We start from the raw sequence: 14,900 nt of genomic DNA, 5'->3' as shown, positions 1-14,900 counted from the left end.
CTGCGGCCAACCGGGTCAGCCGGGCAGCGCCGCCAGGTCGGCCAGCACCGCCAGCCGCTCCTCGGCGGTCAGCACGGCGTACGGGGCGGCGGCCCGCCGGTCGGTCTCCAGCTCGATGGCGAGCTGCTCGGGGCCGGGCGGCAGGGCGGCGGCGCTCGCCGCGCTGTGCCCGGCGGCCGTCCACGCGGCGGCGTGCGCGTCGGCCCGGTGGTAGCGCATCGTGCCGAGCCGGTTCAGCAGCAGCACGCCGGTCGTGGTGCCGTCCGGCTCGTAGGGCGGCGCCGTCGCGGCGAACGCGGCGCCCGCGTCGGCGCCCTCCTCGTCGGCCAGCACCAGCGCGCACGTGAGTACCCGGCCGAACGCCTCGACCAGCCGCAGCACCCGCTCCTCGTGCCCCGCCCAGAGCTCCTCGGTGACCTCCGCGTGCACCTGCCAGATCTCGGCGAGGAAGGCCAGCCCGCGCTCGGTGGCGGTGAGCCCACCCTCGGGGCTGCGGTGGATCATCCCGTACGCGACCTGCTTGTCCAGGGCCCGCCGGCACTCGACCGGGTCCCGGTAGCGGGTGACCGCGGCGAAGCCGGCCTCGTCGACCGTCCCGCCCGGCGCCGCGAGGCGGGTGCGGAACTCCAGCAGGAAGCCGGTGGCCGCCGGCCCGCCGTACCGCTGGCTCAGCTCGGCGCCGCCGCCGTCGCGGCCGGCGAGGATGCCGGCGACGAACGCCCGGTCGATCGCCGGGGCGACCAGGCCGGCGAACCGGTGCGGCGCCAGCTCGACGGTGTCGTTCACAGACCGATCGAACGCAGGGCGGCGAAGCCTTCGGCCGCGATCCGGCGGATGAGGCCGTCGTTGACGTCGCGGTGCTCGTCGAGCAGGTCCAGCTCGTCGGCGGCGAGCCACCGGAACTCGGTGTGCTTGCCCGCCTCCAGCGTCGGCCGGGCCAGGTCGCCGTCGACCCGGACCAGCCAGTCGCGCTCGACGCGGGCCAGGCCGTCGTCGGCGACGTAGCGGTACTCCCCGACGTGGCCGAGCACGTGCGACACCGTCCAGCCGGTCTCCTCGGTCACCTCCCGGCGCAGCGCGTCCATCCAGTCCTCGCCCGGTTCCAGATGGCCGCCGACGATGTCCCAGCAGTTGGGAAAGATGCGCCGGTGGGGAGACCGTCGCTGGACGAAGAGTCGACCGTCGTCGTCGACGATCAGCGCGCCGGCGCAGCGTAGAGGCTCGGTGGACACGCCACGACAGTAGCGAGCGGTGGCCCCCTCCGGCGACGCCCGGCCTCGTCGCCGGTGCGTGGGCGGCCCCGATGGCCGGGCCGGCCGGAACGCCGGCACGCGCGATGGTGTGGCGGGCCGATCGACGGGTAAGGATTCCGTGCGGGCACGGACGGGCCGTGACCCGCGACGGAGGTCCTCATGCGTGGCGCGGATCGGCTGGTCGAGCAGCAGTACGCGATGCTCCTGCGGCGGGACGTGGCCCGGCTGCCGGACCTCTACGCGGCCGACGCCTTCTACTCGATGCCCGGTGTCACGGTGCGTCCGATCGAGTTGCCCGCCCTGCTGCGCACCTGGACCGGGGCTTTCCCGGACCTGTTCGTCGACCCGCTCGGGTCGGTGCAGACGGCCGGCGGCGCTGCCGTCGAGCAGCGGCTGACCGGCACCCACACGGGGGTGCTGCACACCCCGTTCGGCACCGTCGCGCCGACCGGCCGGCTGGTGAGCTGGGACGTGGTCGACGTCGTCCGGGTCCGGCGCGGACGGATCGCGGCCTGGCGGTCCTACTTCGACTGGGGGCAGCTCATCGCGGCGCTCGGCCTGCACGTTGACGGGCTCTCCCGGGAAGCGCAGCACGACCCGCTCGGCCTTCCGGTCTGACCTGTCGCCGACCGGTCGACGCCGGTCACCCGTCCCGGTGGCTCAGGATGCGGACATCGCCGTGCCTTCCGCGCGCACCCCGTTGCCTTCCGTACGCTGAACAGCCATGACCGCCGAGCAGCTGATCTCCTTCGCCCGTGGCGCTCCCTCGCTGGACATCGTCGATGTCGAGGGGCTCAAGGCCGCCGCCGTCCGCGCGTTCGACGCCGACCCCGCCGGGGTGACCGCGTACGGCACCTCCGTCGGCTACCTCCCGCTGCGGAAGTGGATCGCCGAGAAGCACGGGGTCTCCGCCGACCAGGTGCTGATCACCAACGGGTCGTTGCAGGCGGACGCGTTCCTCTTCGACCACCTGGTCCGCCCCGGCGACGCGGTGGTGGTGGAGCGTCCGACGTACGACCGTACGCTGCTCAACCTCCAGCGGATGGGCAGCGAGCTGCACGGCGTCTCCATCCAGCCGGACGGGCTCGACACCGCCGAGCTGCGCAAGCTGCTGGAGTCCGGGGTGCGTCCCCGGCTGGCGCACGTCATCCCGAACTACCAGAACCCGGCCGGCGTGACGCTGAGCCTGGAGAAGCGCCGGGAGCTGCTCGACCTCGCTGCCGAGTACGAGTTCACGATCTTCGAGGACGACCCGTACGCCGACATCCGGTTCCGGGGCGAGGCGCTGCCGTCGATGCTCTCGCTGGACACCCGCAACGTGGTGGTGCATGCCTCCAGCTTCACCAAGACGGTCTGCCCGGGGGTACGGGTCGGCTACCTGGTGGGTCCGGCGGACCTGATCGGCGACATCGCGAAGAAGGCGACCAGCCTCTACATCTCGCCGGGCATGGTCTCCGAGGCGATCGTGCACCAGTTCTGCGTCTCCGGCGACATCGAGCGCTCCATCGAGACCGTGCGCGCCGCGCTCGGCGAGCGGGCCCGGGTGCTGGCCGAGTCCCTGCGCCGGCACATCCCGGAGGCCCGGTTCGTGGAGCCGGACGGCGGCTACTTCCTCTGGGTCGAGCTGCCCGAGGACGTCGAGGTCGACAGGCTCGCGCCGGCCGCCGCCGAGCGCGGGGTCGCCGTGGTCAAGGGCAGTGACTTCGTCGTCGACGGCGGGCGGCACGCCCTGCGGCTGGCGTACTCGGCGGTGACCGCCGACCGCATCGACGAGGGCGTGCGGCGCCTGGCGGAGGCCATGGCGGCCGTACGGAGCTGAATTTCTGTCAGATTCCTGACAGTTGGACGATCGTGGCCGCCCCGGGACTCCCGCCGGGGCGGCCGACGGCCCACAATGCTGCGAGCGTCACTCACCACGTGTAGCGGAACTCACCGCCCGGTGCCGGCCCCCGCCGCGCCCGGCGACGGGACCGGGCCAGCCCGACCGGCGGCACGTGGGGCGGCGCGACCAGCACAACCCCCGCCCCCAAAGGGCGCCGGGTGGGCCGTGTCGTCCCCTCACCCCCCTGAAGCGACCCGGCCCACCCGGCGCCACCCTCCCGCCGATCGTCACCGGCGGTGATCATCGACGGCGGCGTACTGTTCACCGGCGGCAGCGCGTGGGGAGGGGGCGTGATGACGGACCGGGAGCGGACGACCGCGTCGAACGGCGGACGGGTGCTCAGGCCCCGGGACTGGGTGGCGCCGGTGCGGGCGATGACCCGCCGGCTCAACTCCGACACCCCCCAGCAGGCGTCCCCGCCGACCGGCCCGCAGCGCAGCGCGGTGGTCGACTGCGCCCTCTACGTGGACGGCCGCCGGCAGCCCGGCGACTGGCGGTACGCCGAGGCGCTCGCCGCGGCCCGCCGCGAGGAGCACGGCTTCGTCTGGCTCGGTCTGCACGAGCCGGAGCTGGCCGAGATGACCGCCATCGCCGCCACGTACGGGCTGCACGAACTGGCCGTCGAGGACGCGGTGAAGGCGCAGCAGCGCCCCAAGCTGGAGCAGTTCGGCGAGGTCAGCTTCCTGGTGCTGCGGACCGCCCGGTACTGCGAGCACGCCGAGCTGACCGAGCACTCCGAGGTCGTCGAGACCGGCCAGGTGATGCTCTTCATCGGCCCGAACTTCCTGATCAGCGTGCGGCACGGGGACGCCTGCCGGCTGGCCCCCGTCCGCGCCGACCTGGAGACGAAGCAGGACCTGCTGCTCCAGGGGCCCTGGGCGGTGGCGTACGCGGTCACCGACCGGGTGGTGGACATCTACCTGGAGGTCGCCGACCGGCTGGAGGACGACCTCGACACGCTGGAGGCCGACGTGTTCGACCGCCAGTCCACCGGCCGGATCCAGCGGATCTACCAGATGAAGCGGGAACTGGTGGAGTTCAAGCGGGCGGTCATGCCGTTGCAACGCCCGCTGATGACGCTCACCGCGCAGATGAACCGCGACGTGCCGAAGGAGATCCGCCGCTACTTCCGCGACGTGCAGGACCACCTGAGCCGCACCGTCGAGCAGGTCAACTCCTACGACGACCTGCTCAACTCGATCCTCCAGGCGCGGCTGGCCCAGGTCACGGTCGACCAGAACAACGACATGCGCAAGATCGCGGCGTGGGCCGCCATCGCGGCCGTGTGGACCGCCATCGCCGGCATCTACGGGATGAACTTCGAGGTCATGCCCGAGCTGCGGATGACGTACGGCTATCCGGTCGTGCTCGCCCTGATGCTCGCGATCTCGCTGGCCCTCTACCGCTGGTTCCGCCGCAACGGCTGGCTCTGACGGTCCGGGCCTGACGCGCAGCCGCCGCCGGGCGCGGACCGGGCGCCGTGGCCCCGCCGGGCGCGGAAGCGCCGGCGGTGCGGCGGGGAGCCGCTTCGCCGGCGCTTTCCGGAACCGACAGGGGTGTCAGCGGCGGCCGTTCTTGGCGCCGCCCTTGCCGAGCGCCTCGGTCAGGTCGTCCGCCGGGCGGCCCGAGGTGTCCTTGGCGCCCTCGGCCACCGACGGGACCTTGTCCGTCGCGTGGACCGTCGGCTGCTTGCCGGGGGTGGTGGTGGAGGCGCTGTCGCCGCCGGCCACCGCCGAGCTGCCGGCGCCGGTCGGGCCGCCGGCCACGCCCGAACCGCTCGACACCGTCGAGGCGTCGGTCACCGGGGTCCGGATCTCCATGGTCTCCACCTCGTCGCGCATCGGCTCCAGGGTGCGGGTCGGGTCGTACTCGGCCCACTCCTGCTGCTCCCGGCGCCGCCGCATCGCCACCGCGGCGACCCCGGCCACCGCGCCGGCCGCGAGCAGACCGGTCATCATGGACCCGCCCCGCCGGGAGCTCTTCTTCCGGGAAGCCTTCATGTTCTTCGCCTTGACCTTCCTGCCGGCCGCGACCTGCTTGGCTGCCAGGGCCTTCCTGCCGGTGACCGCCTTGCCCGCCGCCTCGGCCTGCGCCTTGCGGACGGCCAGGGCCAGCGGCGCGAGCGCGGCGACCGTGGACGCGAGGCCGCTGGACGCGCGGTCGCGCACGATGACGGCCGTCGGCGCGACGGCGCCCCGGGCCGCCTGGACCCGCGGGGCGACGGTGGCGCCGGCACCCCTCGCGGCGTACGTCGCGGCCTGCCTCAGGTGACCGAGGCCCTGGTTCAGCTCTACCTTGGCCAGCTGCCCCTGGGTCTTACGCCGCCCGATTCCAAACACGGTCCCACCTCCTGGGAGTTGTTCCTTCGTCATCCTCCACCTTCGGATGCCTCCGCACTGCCAGATCGGGCACATGGGAGGATCCGCATGGAACTGACCAACGAGTGAGGAGTACCCGTGGCCGAGGCTGTCTACGCCACCTTGCACACCAACGCTGGCCCGATCCGGCTGGAGCTCTTCCAGAACCACGCCCCGAAGACCGTGAAGAACTTCGTCGAGCTGGCGGAGGGCAACCGCGAATACATCGACCCGCGTACGGGTCAGCCGGGCAACGGGCCGTACTACGACGGCACGATCTCGCACCGGGTGATCAGCGGCTTCATGATCCAGATGGGCGACCCGACCGGCACCGGGCGCGGTGGCCCGGGCTACAAGTTCGGTGACGAGTTTCACCCGGAGCTGCGCTTCGACCAGCCGTACCTGCTGGCGATGGCGAACGCCGGGCCGGGCACCAACGGCTCGCAGTTCTTCATCACCGTGTCGCCGACGCCGCACCTGAACAACCGGCACACCATCTTCGGGAAGGTGGCCGACGAGCAGTCCGTGAAGGTCGTCGACGCGATCGCCAACACCCCGACCGGTCCGAACGACCGGCCGCTGCAGGACGTCGTCATCGAGCGGGTCGAGATCGAGCGGACCGCTGCCTGAGCGGTCCGCGAGGTACCTTTGCCGACATGACTGAGCGCTCCGAGGGCCGGAACCGGTTGGTGGTCCGCGCGATCCGCGACGGCGGGCTGGCGTGGTGAGCGAGTCACCACCCACCACCCCGGTCTGCTACCGGCACCCCGACCGGGAGACCTACGTCCGCTGCACCCGCTGCGACCGGCCGATCTGCCCGGACTGCATGCGGGAGGCGTCGGTCGGGTTCCAGTGCCCGGAGTGCGTGGCGGAGGGACGTCGTAGCGTGCGGCCGGCGCGTACCGCCTTCGGTGGCGGTGCCGCCGGCCGCCACGGCTACGTCACCAAGGCGCTGATCGCGCTCAACGTGCTGATGATGCTGCTCTCCATCGCCTCCGACCGGGGCGGGGACGCGGCGGTCGGCGGCTCCGGCTTCGGCGGTCTGATGGGCGGCAGCACGCCGCTGACCGACTGGGGCTCGGTGCTCGGCGGCGCGCTCTTCCCGGACGGCACTGTCGGCGGCATCGCCGAGGGCGAGTGGTACCGCCTGGTCACCGCGATGTTCCTGCACTACGGCGTGGTCCACCTGCTGCTGAACATGTGGGCACTGTGGGTGCTCGGCCGGTCGCTGGAGGCCAGCCTCGGGCCGCTGCGGTTCCTGACGCTCTACCTGGTCGCCGGGCTGGGCGGGAACGTCGCCGCCTACCTGTTCAGCGCCGAGAACCAACTCACCGCCGGCGCCTCCACGTCGATCTTCGGCCTGTTCGCCGCGCTGGTGGTCATCGAACGGAAGATGGGGCGGGACATCTCCCAGGTGCTCCCCGTCCTGGTGATCAACCTGGTCTTCACGTTCACCGTGCCGGGCATCTCGATTCCCGGGCACCTGGGCGGCCTGGTGGTCGGCGCGCTGCTGGCGCTCGTGTTCGCGTACGCCCCACGGTCGCGCCGGACGCTGGTGCAGTTCGCGGGCGGCGCGTTGATCGTGGTGGCGTTGATCGGCCTGGCCATGGTCCGTACCGCGGCCATCGTCGGCGGCTGACCCTCCGCCCGGATGCGCGGGCCCGCTCAGTGCGGGCGGGCCTCGCGCAGGGCCTCGGCCACCTCGGCGGGGTCCGCGCCGAGGTCGTGGCGGCCGAAGAGGTGCAGCGACTCCCCCGCGTCGATCTCCAACAGCTCGCTGGTCAGGCCCCGCCGTGCGCGGCGGTCCACGGTCACCTTCTCGACGGCCGACCAGGGCAGCCGTCGGTGTCCCGCGAAGCCCCGGACGACCGTGATCCCGTCCGGGTCGACCGCGAGCCGGACGGGCGCGACCAGGTCGCGCGCGGCCCAGCCGGCAAGCGCGGCGGCCGTGAGCACGGCCAGCGCCAGCCGGATCGGGTCGCTCCCGTCGAGGAGCAGGGCCAGCGCGAGCAGCGCGACCGCGCCGGTCAGCTTGAGCGCCGGCAGGGTGGGCGGCACCCGCCACTGCCGGGTCGGGGCCGGGTGTGCAGCCATCCGTTCAGCATGCCAGGGCACCGGGGGAGGACGCCCGACCCGCCGACGACGTAGGATCGGGGCCGGCCCAAGTTACCGGGGAGTAGTCATGAGTGACGCAGTCATCGTCGGCGCGGTACGCACCCCGGTGGGGCGGCGCAAGGGCAGCCTGGCCGCCGTGCACCCGGTCGACCTCTCGGCGCACGTGCTGCGTGCCCTCGCCGAGCGCACCGGCATCGACCCGGCGCAGGTCGACGACGTGGTCTGGGGCTGTGTCTCCCAGGTCGGCGACCAGTCGTGGAACGTCGCCCGCAACGGCGTGCTCGCCGCCGGCTGGCCCGAGTCGGTGCCCGGCACCACGCTCGACCGGCAGTGCGGCTCCAGCCAGCAGGCCCTGCACTTCGCCGCCGCCACCGTCCTCTCCGGCCAGGCCGACCTGGTCGTCGCCGGTGGCGTCGAGTCGATGACCCGGGTCGCGATGGGCTCCAGCGTGGCCGGCGGGTCGCCCTTCAGCGACCAGCTGCGCGACCGCTACCGCGGCGTCGAGGGCTTCGCCGACGACGCGCCGCTGCCGTTCAACCAGGGCGTCGGGGCGGAGCTGATCGCCGAGCGCTGGCGCTTCTCCCGCGCGCAGCTCGACGAGTTCGCCCTCGCCAGCCACGAGAAGGCCGCCGCCGCGCAGGATGCCGGCGCCTTCGACGCCGAGATCGCCCCGGTCGCCCTGGCGGACGGCGGCAAGTTCGCCGCCGACGAGGGCATCCGGCGGGACACCTCGCTGGAGAAGCTCGGCGAGCTGGCCACCCCGTTCCGCCCCGACGGCGTCGTCACCGCCGGCTCCGCGTCGCAGATCTCCGACGGCGCGGCGGCGCTCGCCGTCACCACCAGCGAGTGGGCCAGCCGGCACGGCCTGCGCCCGCTGGCCCGCGTGCACACCGCCGTCGTCGCCGCCGACGACCCCGTCACCATGCTCACCGCGCCCATCCCGGCCACCGCGAAGGCGCTGCGCCGCGCCGGGCTGGGCATCGAGGAGATCGGGGTGTACGAGGTGAACGAGGCGTTCGCGCCGGTGCCGCTGGCCTGGCTGGCGGAGACCGAGGCGGACCCGGAGCGGCTCAACCCGCGCGGCGGCGCGATCGCCCTCGGCCACCCGCTCGGCGGATCCGGCGCCCGGATCATGACCACCATGCTCGCCCACATGCGGGACAACGACATCCGCTACGGCCTCCAGACGATGTGCGAGGGCGGCGGCATGGCCAACGCGACCATCGTCGAGCTGCTGTAGGGCGCACCGCCGAGCTGCCGTGGGGCAACGGGAAAACCCGTGGTCCCGCGGCACGGGCGGCGGCTAGGTTGCCCGGCGTGACTGAGTTGCCCGGCGTGACTGACGCCACCACGCCGCCCGCCGACCGGGCGACCACGCCACGCGCCGACCGGGCGACCACACCACCTGTCGACTGGGCGGACCCGCACTGGCGGGATGCCGCGCTCGGCTGGGTCGGCGACCAGCTCGGCCGGCTCGGGCGGCGGATCGTCGGGCCGGTCGAGCCGCGGGTCCGACCCTGGTCGCTGGTCTGGCGGGTGCCGACCGACGCCGGCGACGTCTGGTTCAAGGCGAACAACCCCGGCACCCGGTACGAGGCGGCGCTGCTGGCCGCGTTGGCCCGGCTCGCCCCCGGCCGGGTGCTCGACCCGGTCGCCGTGGACGCCGAGCGCGGCTGGTCCCTGCTGCCCGACGGCGGCCGGACGTTGCGCGACGCGCTGGGTGGCGACCGGAGCCTGCTGAGCCGCTGGGAACGGGTCCTGCCCGAGTACGCCGACCTTCAGCGCGTGGTTGCGCCCGGGGCCGGCGAACTGCTCGCCCTCGGCGTGCCCGACCACCGGCCGGAGATGCTGCCGGAACTGTTCGAGGCGTTGCTGGACGACGAGGAGTCGCTGCTGCTCGGGGCGGCGGACGGGCTCACCGCCGAGGCGTACGGGCGGCTGCGCGCCCACCGGCCCGCCTTCGCCGAGGACTGCCGGCGGCTGGCCGCGTCGGGCCTCACGCCGACCGTCCAGCACGACGACCTGCACGACGGCAACGTGTTCGTGGCCGGCGACGGGCACCGCTTCTTCGACTGGGGCGACGCCTCCGTGGCCCATCCGTTCGGCACCCTGCTGGTGACGCTCAACTCGGTCGCGGACGCGTTCGGGCTGCCCGAGGGCGACCCGGCGCTGACGCGGCTGCGCGACGCCTACCTGGAGCCGTGGTCGGACGGGCACGACCGGCCGACGCTGCGCGAGGCGGCCCGCCTGGCCGTCCGCGTCACCCGGGTCAGCCGGGCGCTCTCCTGGCGCCGCGCCCTCCGCAGCGCCGACCCGACCCGCGCGGAGTACGCGGCCGCGGTGCCCGGCTGGTTGCAGGAACTGTTCGCGCCGGATCCGGTCTGAGCCGACGCGGACGTCGGCGGGTGCGGGTGTCGGACGTGCCGGTGTCGGCGCGACGTCGGCCGACCGGCCCTCCTGCGGCCGGCACTCAGGCCGCACAGGCGGTGCGTCGGGTGGTTTTGGTGCGTGGGGTGGTTGTGGTGCGTCGAGTGGCGTGATGCGTGTGGTGTGGTGCGTCGAGTGGTGTGGTGCGTCGAGTGGTGTGGTGCGTGGAGTGGTGTGGTGCGTCGGGTGGTTGTGGTGCGTCGTGGTGGGGGTGTGGCCCGCCGTGCCCGGCTCCGGGCGGTCAGGCTTGATCCCTGCGCCGGGCACGGCGGGCCACACCCCGTCGGTGCCTACTCTCGCGTCCGTTCGCCGGGCTCCTGCCGGAGATCTTGGCAAGAAACGGCCCCTCCAGGGGCACTCTCGTACCAAGATCTCCACCGGCGCCTCGGTGACCCGGCGTCCGAGGCGACCCCGGTGACCGCAGTGACCCGAGTGACGAGTGACCCCGAGTGACCCATGTCGTGGCCTACCTGGACTTCGCGGGCAGCGGATGACTCGAGTGACCCTGGTGACCGGAGTGACCAGGTGACCCGAGTAATCGGGCCTCATCCGATCACCCGGTTCACCCGGTTCACCCGGTTCACCCGGTTCACTCGGGATGAGCCCGATGAGCCCCTTGGTGAGCCAGGGAGCCGGGTGAGTAGGGAGTCGGTGACCCGTGGACCTGGGTGTGACCGGGTTGTCCGGTTTCGTGGTGGCTGGCCGGGGCGGGTTGAGCCGGTGAGTCGTCGGTGGGTGGTGTGACGGTGCGCGGGTGTGCGGTTTGTGGGTGTGACCGGGGGCATCGTGGGGGCGGAATCGTGGCGGGGGCGGGGTCGTTACACCCTGCGTACGACGGAGCAAGACCCACGCCGCCGAGGTCACGCCGCCCCGATGGGTTGGCGGGCCCCGGCCCCCGGAATGATGGCGGGCCGGCGGTGGTTACACATGGTCCGGCCGACGTGAGGGCGTCCCCCGCCCCGCACGACAGCCCGGCCCCCCTCCGGCCCGCACAGGTCGGACATCCGGCCGGCATGGCCGATCTGATCTTTCCTCCGGCTTGATCGTCGGAGATCCTCTCCAGGTTTCGCTGGAGATCCTCCTTGAGTTCGCATGAGCGCCGACGGTGCTTGCACCCGCGTGAAGCCGATCCCCCTCGGTGTGGGTGCCAACCCCCGAATGGAGCGTTTCTGATGAACACGATCATTCGTAAGAGCGTTCTTGGTGTTGTTGGTCTCGCGTTCGCTGGTGGCGTGTTCGCCGGCCCGATGACCGACACCGCCCACACCAGTGCCCCGTCCGTGGACGCCACGGCGGTGGCGGTGGCCGTGCAGGCCGACAAGCCGTCGGTCGACAAGGCCAAGCTGATCCCGCACGGCGTGCAGGGCGCCCAGTCGCACGTCGACCTGTCCGATGAGCAGGTCGCCAACGTCAAGGCGATCGTCGCGGCGACGAAGAAGGCCGGCATGGACGAGCGTGCCGCCGTCGTGTCGATCGCGACGGCGTTGCAGGAGTCGAAGTTGGAGAACCTGGGTCACCTCGGTGACCGCAACGACCACGACTCGCAGGGCCTGTTCCAGCAGCGTCCGTCCAGCGGGTGGGGCACGATCGAGCAGATCACCGACCCGGAGTACTCGACGACGGCGTTTCTGAAGGGCCTCAAGCAGGTCGACGGGTGGCAGGACATGCCGCTGACGAAGGCCGCGCAGACGGTGCAGGTGTCGGCGTACCCGGACCACTACGCCCAGTGGGAGCAGCAGGCCGCCGACCTGGTGGCCGAGCACTGGAACAGCTGACAGCAGTAGCCGAATCGCCGCTGGCCGGCACCCCACCTCGGGGTGCCGGCCAGCGGCGTCTGCGGCGGGTGGACCCCTTCAGCGGGGGGCCGTGGCGTGGACCCTGACGATCACGGCGGTGGCGTTGTCGTCGCCGCCGGCTTCCAGGGTGCCGTGGAGCAGGTCCCGCACTGCCTCCTCCGGTCGCGGTGCCGCCAGGAGTTCCCGCATCAGGTGATAGTCGACCTGGTCGCTGACGCCGTCGGTGCAGAGCAGCCAGACGTCGCCGGGGCGCAGCGACACCGCGAGCAGGTCCGCCTCCGGCTCGTCCGCGTGGAAGTTCCAAAAATCCCGCGTGACCCACGTCACCCCAGGTCGCGCCTCGTTGGGCAGGGCATGGACGTCTTCTCCCGAACGTTCCTCCCGGCCGCCTCCGAGGCCGGGCTGGCGGTGCAGACCGTCACCCGGCACATGCCGGTCTTCCGACGCTGCGTCGGTTCCGGCGACGCCACCATCCTCGTCACCCGGTGCGCCCGGCCGGACCGCCCGATGGCCGGCGAGTACCTGCTCCTGCTGACCCACCGACGGCTGGTCGTCACCCAGCAGACCCGCGTGCTGCACCGGCTGCGCCTGCACCTCAACACGGAACTGCGGGAGCTCAGCAACGTCACCTGGAGCCCCGACCCGCGCCTGCAGTCGGTCGAGATGGCCGCCACCGCGATCGACGGGATCCGCGAGCGGTTCCTCATCCGCACCCGCCACCCGAAGCAGGTGTGGCAGCTCGACGCCCTGCTCAACCACGCCTTCCGGACCCGGCTGCGGACGCCCCGGGAGCGGCTCGTCGCCACCATCGGCGAGGTGCCGCCGGTCGCGCGGCCCGTCGCCTTCCGGCCCGCCGTGGTGCGCTGACCGTCTTCTTACCGAATCCGAACATCCGCTGACCCGCGCGGCGGTACCGGGTCGGCAATCATGGGCCGGTGACCGTCGACGCCGCGCCTCGCGGGCTCGTCCTCGTGGTGGAGGACGAGCCGGCCATCGCCGACCTGGTCCGGCTCTACCTGACCCGGGACGGCTTCGGCGTACACCTGGAACGGGACGGGGCGGCCGGGCTGGCCGCCGCCCGCCGCCTGCGCCCGGTGGCCTGCGTCCTCGACATCGCGCTGCCCGCGCTGACCGGCACCGAGGTCTGCCGCCGCCTGCGCGAGGCCGGCGACTGGACGCCGGTCATCTTCCTCACCGCCCGCGACGACGAGGTGGACCGCGTCGTCGGGCTGGAACTGGGGGCGGACGACTACGTCACCAAGCCGTTCAGCCCCCGTGAACTGGTCGCCCGGGTGCGGGCGGTGCTGCGACGCACCGCCGGGACGCCCGAGGGCACGGGCCTGCCCCGGGTCGTCGGCGCGGTGGCCCTCGACCCGACCCGCCGCACGGTGACCGCCGCGGGCACCCCGGTCCAGCTCACCTCCACCGAGTTCGACCTGCTGGCGCACCTGATGGCCCGGCCGGGCCGGGTCTTCACCAGGGAGGAGCTGCTCGCCGGGGTCTGGGGCTACGCGGCGCATGCCGGCACCCGGACCGTCGACGTGCACGTCGCACAGGTCCGGGCGAAGCTGGGCGCGGCCGGCGTGATCCGCACCCACCGGGGCGTCGGGTACTCCGCCGATGGCTGAGCCGACCGACGCGCCGCCGGCGCCGCGGCACCGTCCCGGCCGGACGCTGACGTCCCGCGCGGTGCTGGTCACCTGCGCGGTCGCCCTGGTCTCGGTGCTGGTCACCGCGATCGTCGCGGTGCCCCTGGCGGTACGCGGCGTGGAACGACGCGACCAGGAGGCGCTGGCCGCCCAGGCCCGGCTCGCGGCCGCGGTGCTGCGTCCCAGGCTGGAGACCGGGCGCACCGCCGACGAGGAGCGGATCGTCCGGCAGCTGAACTCCCAGGGCGTCGACGCGTACCTCGTGCGGGGCGGGGTGGCCGAGCGCCCCGGCCTGCCGCCGAGGGTGGTGCGGCGCGTCGCCGAGGGGCGCAACGTGTCGACCCGCCGCCCGCTCGACGGCCGGCGCACGCTGATCGAGGGACGCGCCCTGCCCGGCGGCAACGGGGTGGTGCTGATCCGCTCCCGGCCCACCGCGCCGTGGCGGCAGGTGGTGCCCAGCCTCTGGCTGCCGCTGCTGGCCGGGCTCGCCGCCGGGGTGGCCGCCGGGCTGCTCCTCGCCCGTCGGCTGGCCCGACCGATCCGGCGCGCCGCCGACGCCGCCGCCCGGCTGCGCGCCGGGGACCGGGCGGTACGCGTGCCGGTGGAGCCGCCCGACGAGGTGGCCGACCTGGCGTACGCGCTGAACGGGCTGGCCGCCGCGCTGGCCACGAGCGAGGGCCGGCAGCGGGAGTTCCTGCTCTCCGTCTCGCACGAGCTGCGCACCCCGTTGACCGCGATCCGGGGTTACGCCGAGGCACTGGCTGACGGGGTGATCGGGCCGGCGGACGCGCCCGACGCGGGTCGTACCGTGCTCGCGGAGGCGCAGCGCCTGGACCGGCTGGTCAGCGACCTGCTGGCGTTGGCCCGGCTGGAGGCCGCCGACTTCCCGCTCGAACCGGTGCCGGTGGACCTCGCCCGGCTGGCCGCCGACGCGGGCCGGACCTGGGCCGACCGGTGCGCGAAGGTGGGGGTGCCGTTCCGCGCGGAGGTCGCGGACGCGCCGGTGCCGGTCCACACCGATCCGGGCCGGATCCGGCAGGTGGTGGACGGGCTGCTGGAGAACGCGCTGCGGGTCGTACCGCCGGGGGCGCCGATCGTGCTCGCGGTCCGGGCGGCCGGCGCGGACCCGCTGGCGGGCGGCGTGGTCGAGGTCCGCGACGGCGGACCGGGCCTCACCGACGACGACCTGGCGGTCGCCTTCGAGCGCGGCGCCCTGCACCAGCGCTACCGGGGGGTGCGCAAGGTCGGCAGCGGGTTGGGGCTGGCGCTCGCCGCCGGCCTGGTCCGCCGGCTCGGCGGGGACGTCGCGGCCGGGCACGCGCCGGAGGGCGGCGCCGCGTTCACCGTCCGGCTGCCCCCGGATCCTTACCGGATCCGAACATCGCTCTGACCCGCCGCTCGCCGGTGGGCGGGAGGCTGGG

The 14,900-nt window shown here is 73.7% G+C and carries 16 protein-coding genes; 11 read left to right on the top strand and 5 right to left on the bottom strand.

Annotation, left to right across the window (positions count from 1 at the left end):
• Window positions 1-15: 15 nt before the first annotated feature.
• Together OG989_RS06390 and OG989_RS06385 are read right to left on the bottom strand one after the other, a co-directional pair.
• Entirely contained in the window at window positions 16-786 is a 771-nt protein-coding gene (locus tag OG989_RS06390) for a hypothetical protein (protein ID WP_327029977.1), read from the bottom strand.
• Window positions 783-1,232: an NUDIX domain-containing protein gene (locus OG989_RS06385; RefSeq protein ID WP_089002894.1), complete on the bottom strand. Its 450-nt coding sequence runs from the start codon at window positions 1,230-1,232 to the stop codon at window positions 783-785. Before OG989_RS06385 ends, OG989_RS06390 begins: the two co-directional genes overlap by 4 nt.
• Window positions 1,233-1,412: 180 nt before the next feature.
• Here OG989_RS06385 and OG989_RS06380 point away from each other — a divergent pair, with 180 nt between their 5' ends.
• The 3 genes from OG989_RS06380 to corA all read left to right on the top strand — a co-directional run bounded on the left by OG989_RS06380 (window position 1,413) and on the right by corA (window position 4,568).
• Complete coding sequence (locus OG989_RS06380) at window positions 1,413-1,871, top strand: ester cyclase (RefSeq protein WP_151455569.1); 459 nt, start codon at window positions 1,413-1,415, stop codon at window positions 1,869-1,871.
• Between the two features lie 106 nt (window positions 1,872-1,977).
• Window positions 1,978-3,072 carry an aminotransferase-like domain-containing protein gene (locus tag OG989_RS06375; RefSeq protein WP_121397512.1) on the top strand — a complete coding sequence of 365 codons (1,095 nt, stop codon included), beginning with the start codon at window positions 1,978-1,980 and terminating at the stop codon, window positions 3,070-3,072.
• 437 nt (window positions 3,073-3,509) lie between these two features.
• A complete protein-coding gene (gene corA / locus OG989_RS06370) occupies window positions 3,510-4,568 on the top strand; it encodes a magnesium/cobalt transporter CorA (RefSeq protein ID WP_327031123.1) in 1,059 nt (352 codons plus the stop codon).
• 126 nt (window positions 4,569-4,694) lie between these two features.
• Here corA and OG989_RS06365 read toward each other — a convergent pair whose 3' ends face one another.
• Window positions 4,695-5,507 (bottom strand): hypothetical protein, encoded by an 813-nt coding sequence (locus tag OG989_RS06365; protein WP_327029976.1) that lies wholly within the window; start codon window positions 5,505-5,507, stop codon window positions 4,695-4,697.
• 84 nt (window positions 5,508-5,591) lie between these two features.
• Between OG989_RS06365 and OG989_RS06360 the strand changes: the two genes are divergently transcribed.
• Together OG989_RS06360 and OG989_RS06355 are read left to right on the top strand one after the other, a co-directional pair.
• On the top strand, window positions 5,592-6,122 hold the full coding sequence (locus tag OG989_RS06360) for a peptidylprolyl isomerase (protein WP_151457296.1): 531 nt from the start codon (window positions 5,592-5,594) through the stop codon (window positions 6,120-6,122).
• Between the two features lie 94 nt (window positions 6,123-6,216).
• On the top strand, window positions 6,217-7,131 hold the full coding sequence (locus OG989_RS06355; protein ID WP_151457295.1) for a rhomboid family intramembrane serine protease: 915 nt from the start codon (window positions 6,217-6,219) through the stop codon (window positions 7,129-7,131).
• A 26-nt stretch (window positions 7,132-7,157) separates the two neighbouring features.
• On the opposite strand, the gene OG989_RS06350 is transcribed toward OG989_RS06355, so the two are convergent.
• Window positions 7,158-7,586 carry a PH domain-containing protein gene (locus OG989_RS06350; protein ID WP_151457294.1) on the bottom strand — a complete coding sequence of 143 codons (429 nt, stop codon included), beginning with the start codon at window positions 7,584-7,586 and terminating at the stop codon, window positions 7,158-7,160.
• A gap of 88 nt (window positions 7,587-7,674) precedes the next feature.
• Here OG989_RS06350 and OG989_RS06345 point away from each other — a divergent pair, with 88 nt between their 5' ends.
• The 3 genes from OG989_RS06345 (at window position 7,675) to OG989_RS06335 (ending at window position 11,809) form a co-directional block, all read left to right on the top strand.
• Complete coding sequence (locus OG989_RS06345) at window positions 7,675-8,847, top strand: thiolase family protein (protein ID WP_311409871.1); 1,173 nt, start codon at window positions 7,675-7,677, stop codon at window positions 8,845-8,847.
• Window positions 8,848-8,924: 77 nt separating this feature from the next.
• Window positions 8,925-9,992, top strand: a complete 1,068-nt coding sequence (locus OG989_RS06340; protein WP_327029975.1) for a phosphotransferase — start codon at window positions 8,925-8,927, stop codon at window positions 9,990-9,992.
• A gap of 1,214 nt (window positions 9,993-11,206) precedes the next feature.
• Window positions 11,207-11,809, top strand: a complete 603-nt coding sequence (locus OG989_RS06335) for a hypothetical protein (protein WP_327029974.1) — start codon at window positions 11,207-11,209, stop codon at window positions 11,807-11,809.
• Window positions 11,810-11,887: 78 nt separating this feature from the next.
• On the opposite strand, the gene OG989_RS06330 is transcribed toward OG989_RS06335, so the two are convergent.
• Window positions 11,888-12,157 (bottom strand): PP2C family protein-serine/threonine phosphatase, encoded by a 270-nt coding sequence (locus tag OG989_RS06330; RefSeq protein WP_327029973.1) that lies wholly within the window; start codon window positions 12,155-12,157, stop codon window positions 11,888-11,890.
• Between the two features lie 27 nt (window positions 12,158-12,184).
• Between OG989_RS06330 and OG989_RS06325 the strand changes: the two genes are divergently transcribed.
• The 3 genes from OG989_RS06325 (at window position 12,185) to OG989_RS06315 (ending at window position 14,869) form a co-directional block, all read left to right on the top strand.
• Window positions 12,185-12,697 (top strand): hypothetical protein, encoded by a 513-nt coding sequence (locus OG989_RS06325; protein WP_151456808.1) that lies wholly within the window; start codon window positions 12,185-12,187, stop codon window positions 12,695-12,697.
• Window positions 12,698-12,765: 68 nt separating this feature from the next.
• On the top strand, window positions 12,766-13,458 hold the full coding sequence (locus OG989_RS06320; RefSeq protein ID WP_151456807.1) for a response regulator transcription factor: 693 nt from the start codon (window positions 12,766-12,768) through the stop codon (window positions 13,456-13,458).
• Complete coding sequence (locus OG989_RS06315) at window positions 13,451-14,869, top strand: sensor histidine kinase (protein WP_327029972.1); 1,419 nt, start codon at window positions 13,451-13,453, stop codon at window positions 14,867-14,869. The genes OG989_RS06320 and OG989_RS06315 overlap by 8 nt, the downstream gene beginning before the upstream one ends.
• Window positions 14,870-14,900 lie beyond the last annotated feature (31 nt).

Source organism: Micromonospora sp. NBC_01740 (assembly GCF_035920365.1).
GTDB classification, from domain to species: domain Bacteria; phylum Actinomycetota; class Actinomycetes; order Mycobacteriales; family Micromonosporaceae; genus Micromonospora; species Micromonospora reichwaldensis.
This window is presented reverse-complemented; position numbering and strand designations above follow the sequence as displayed.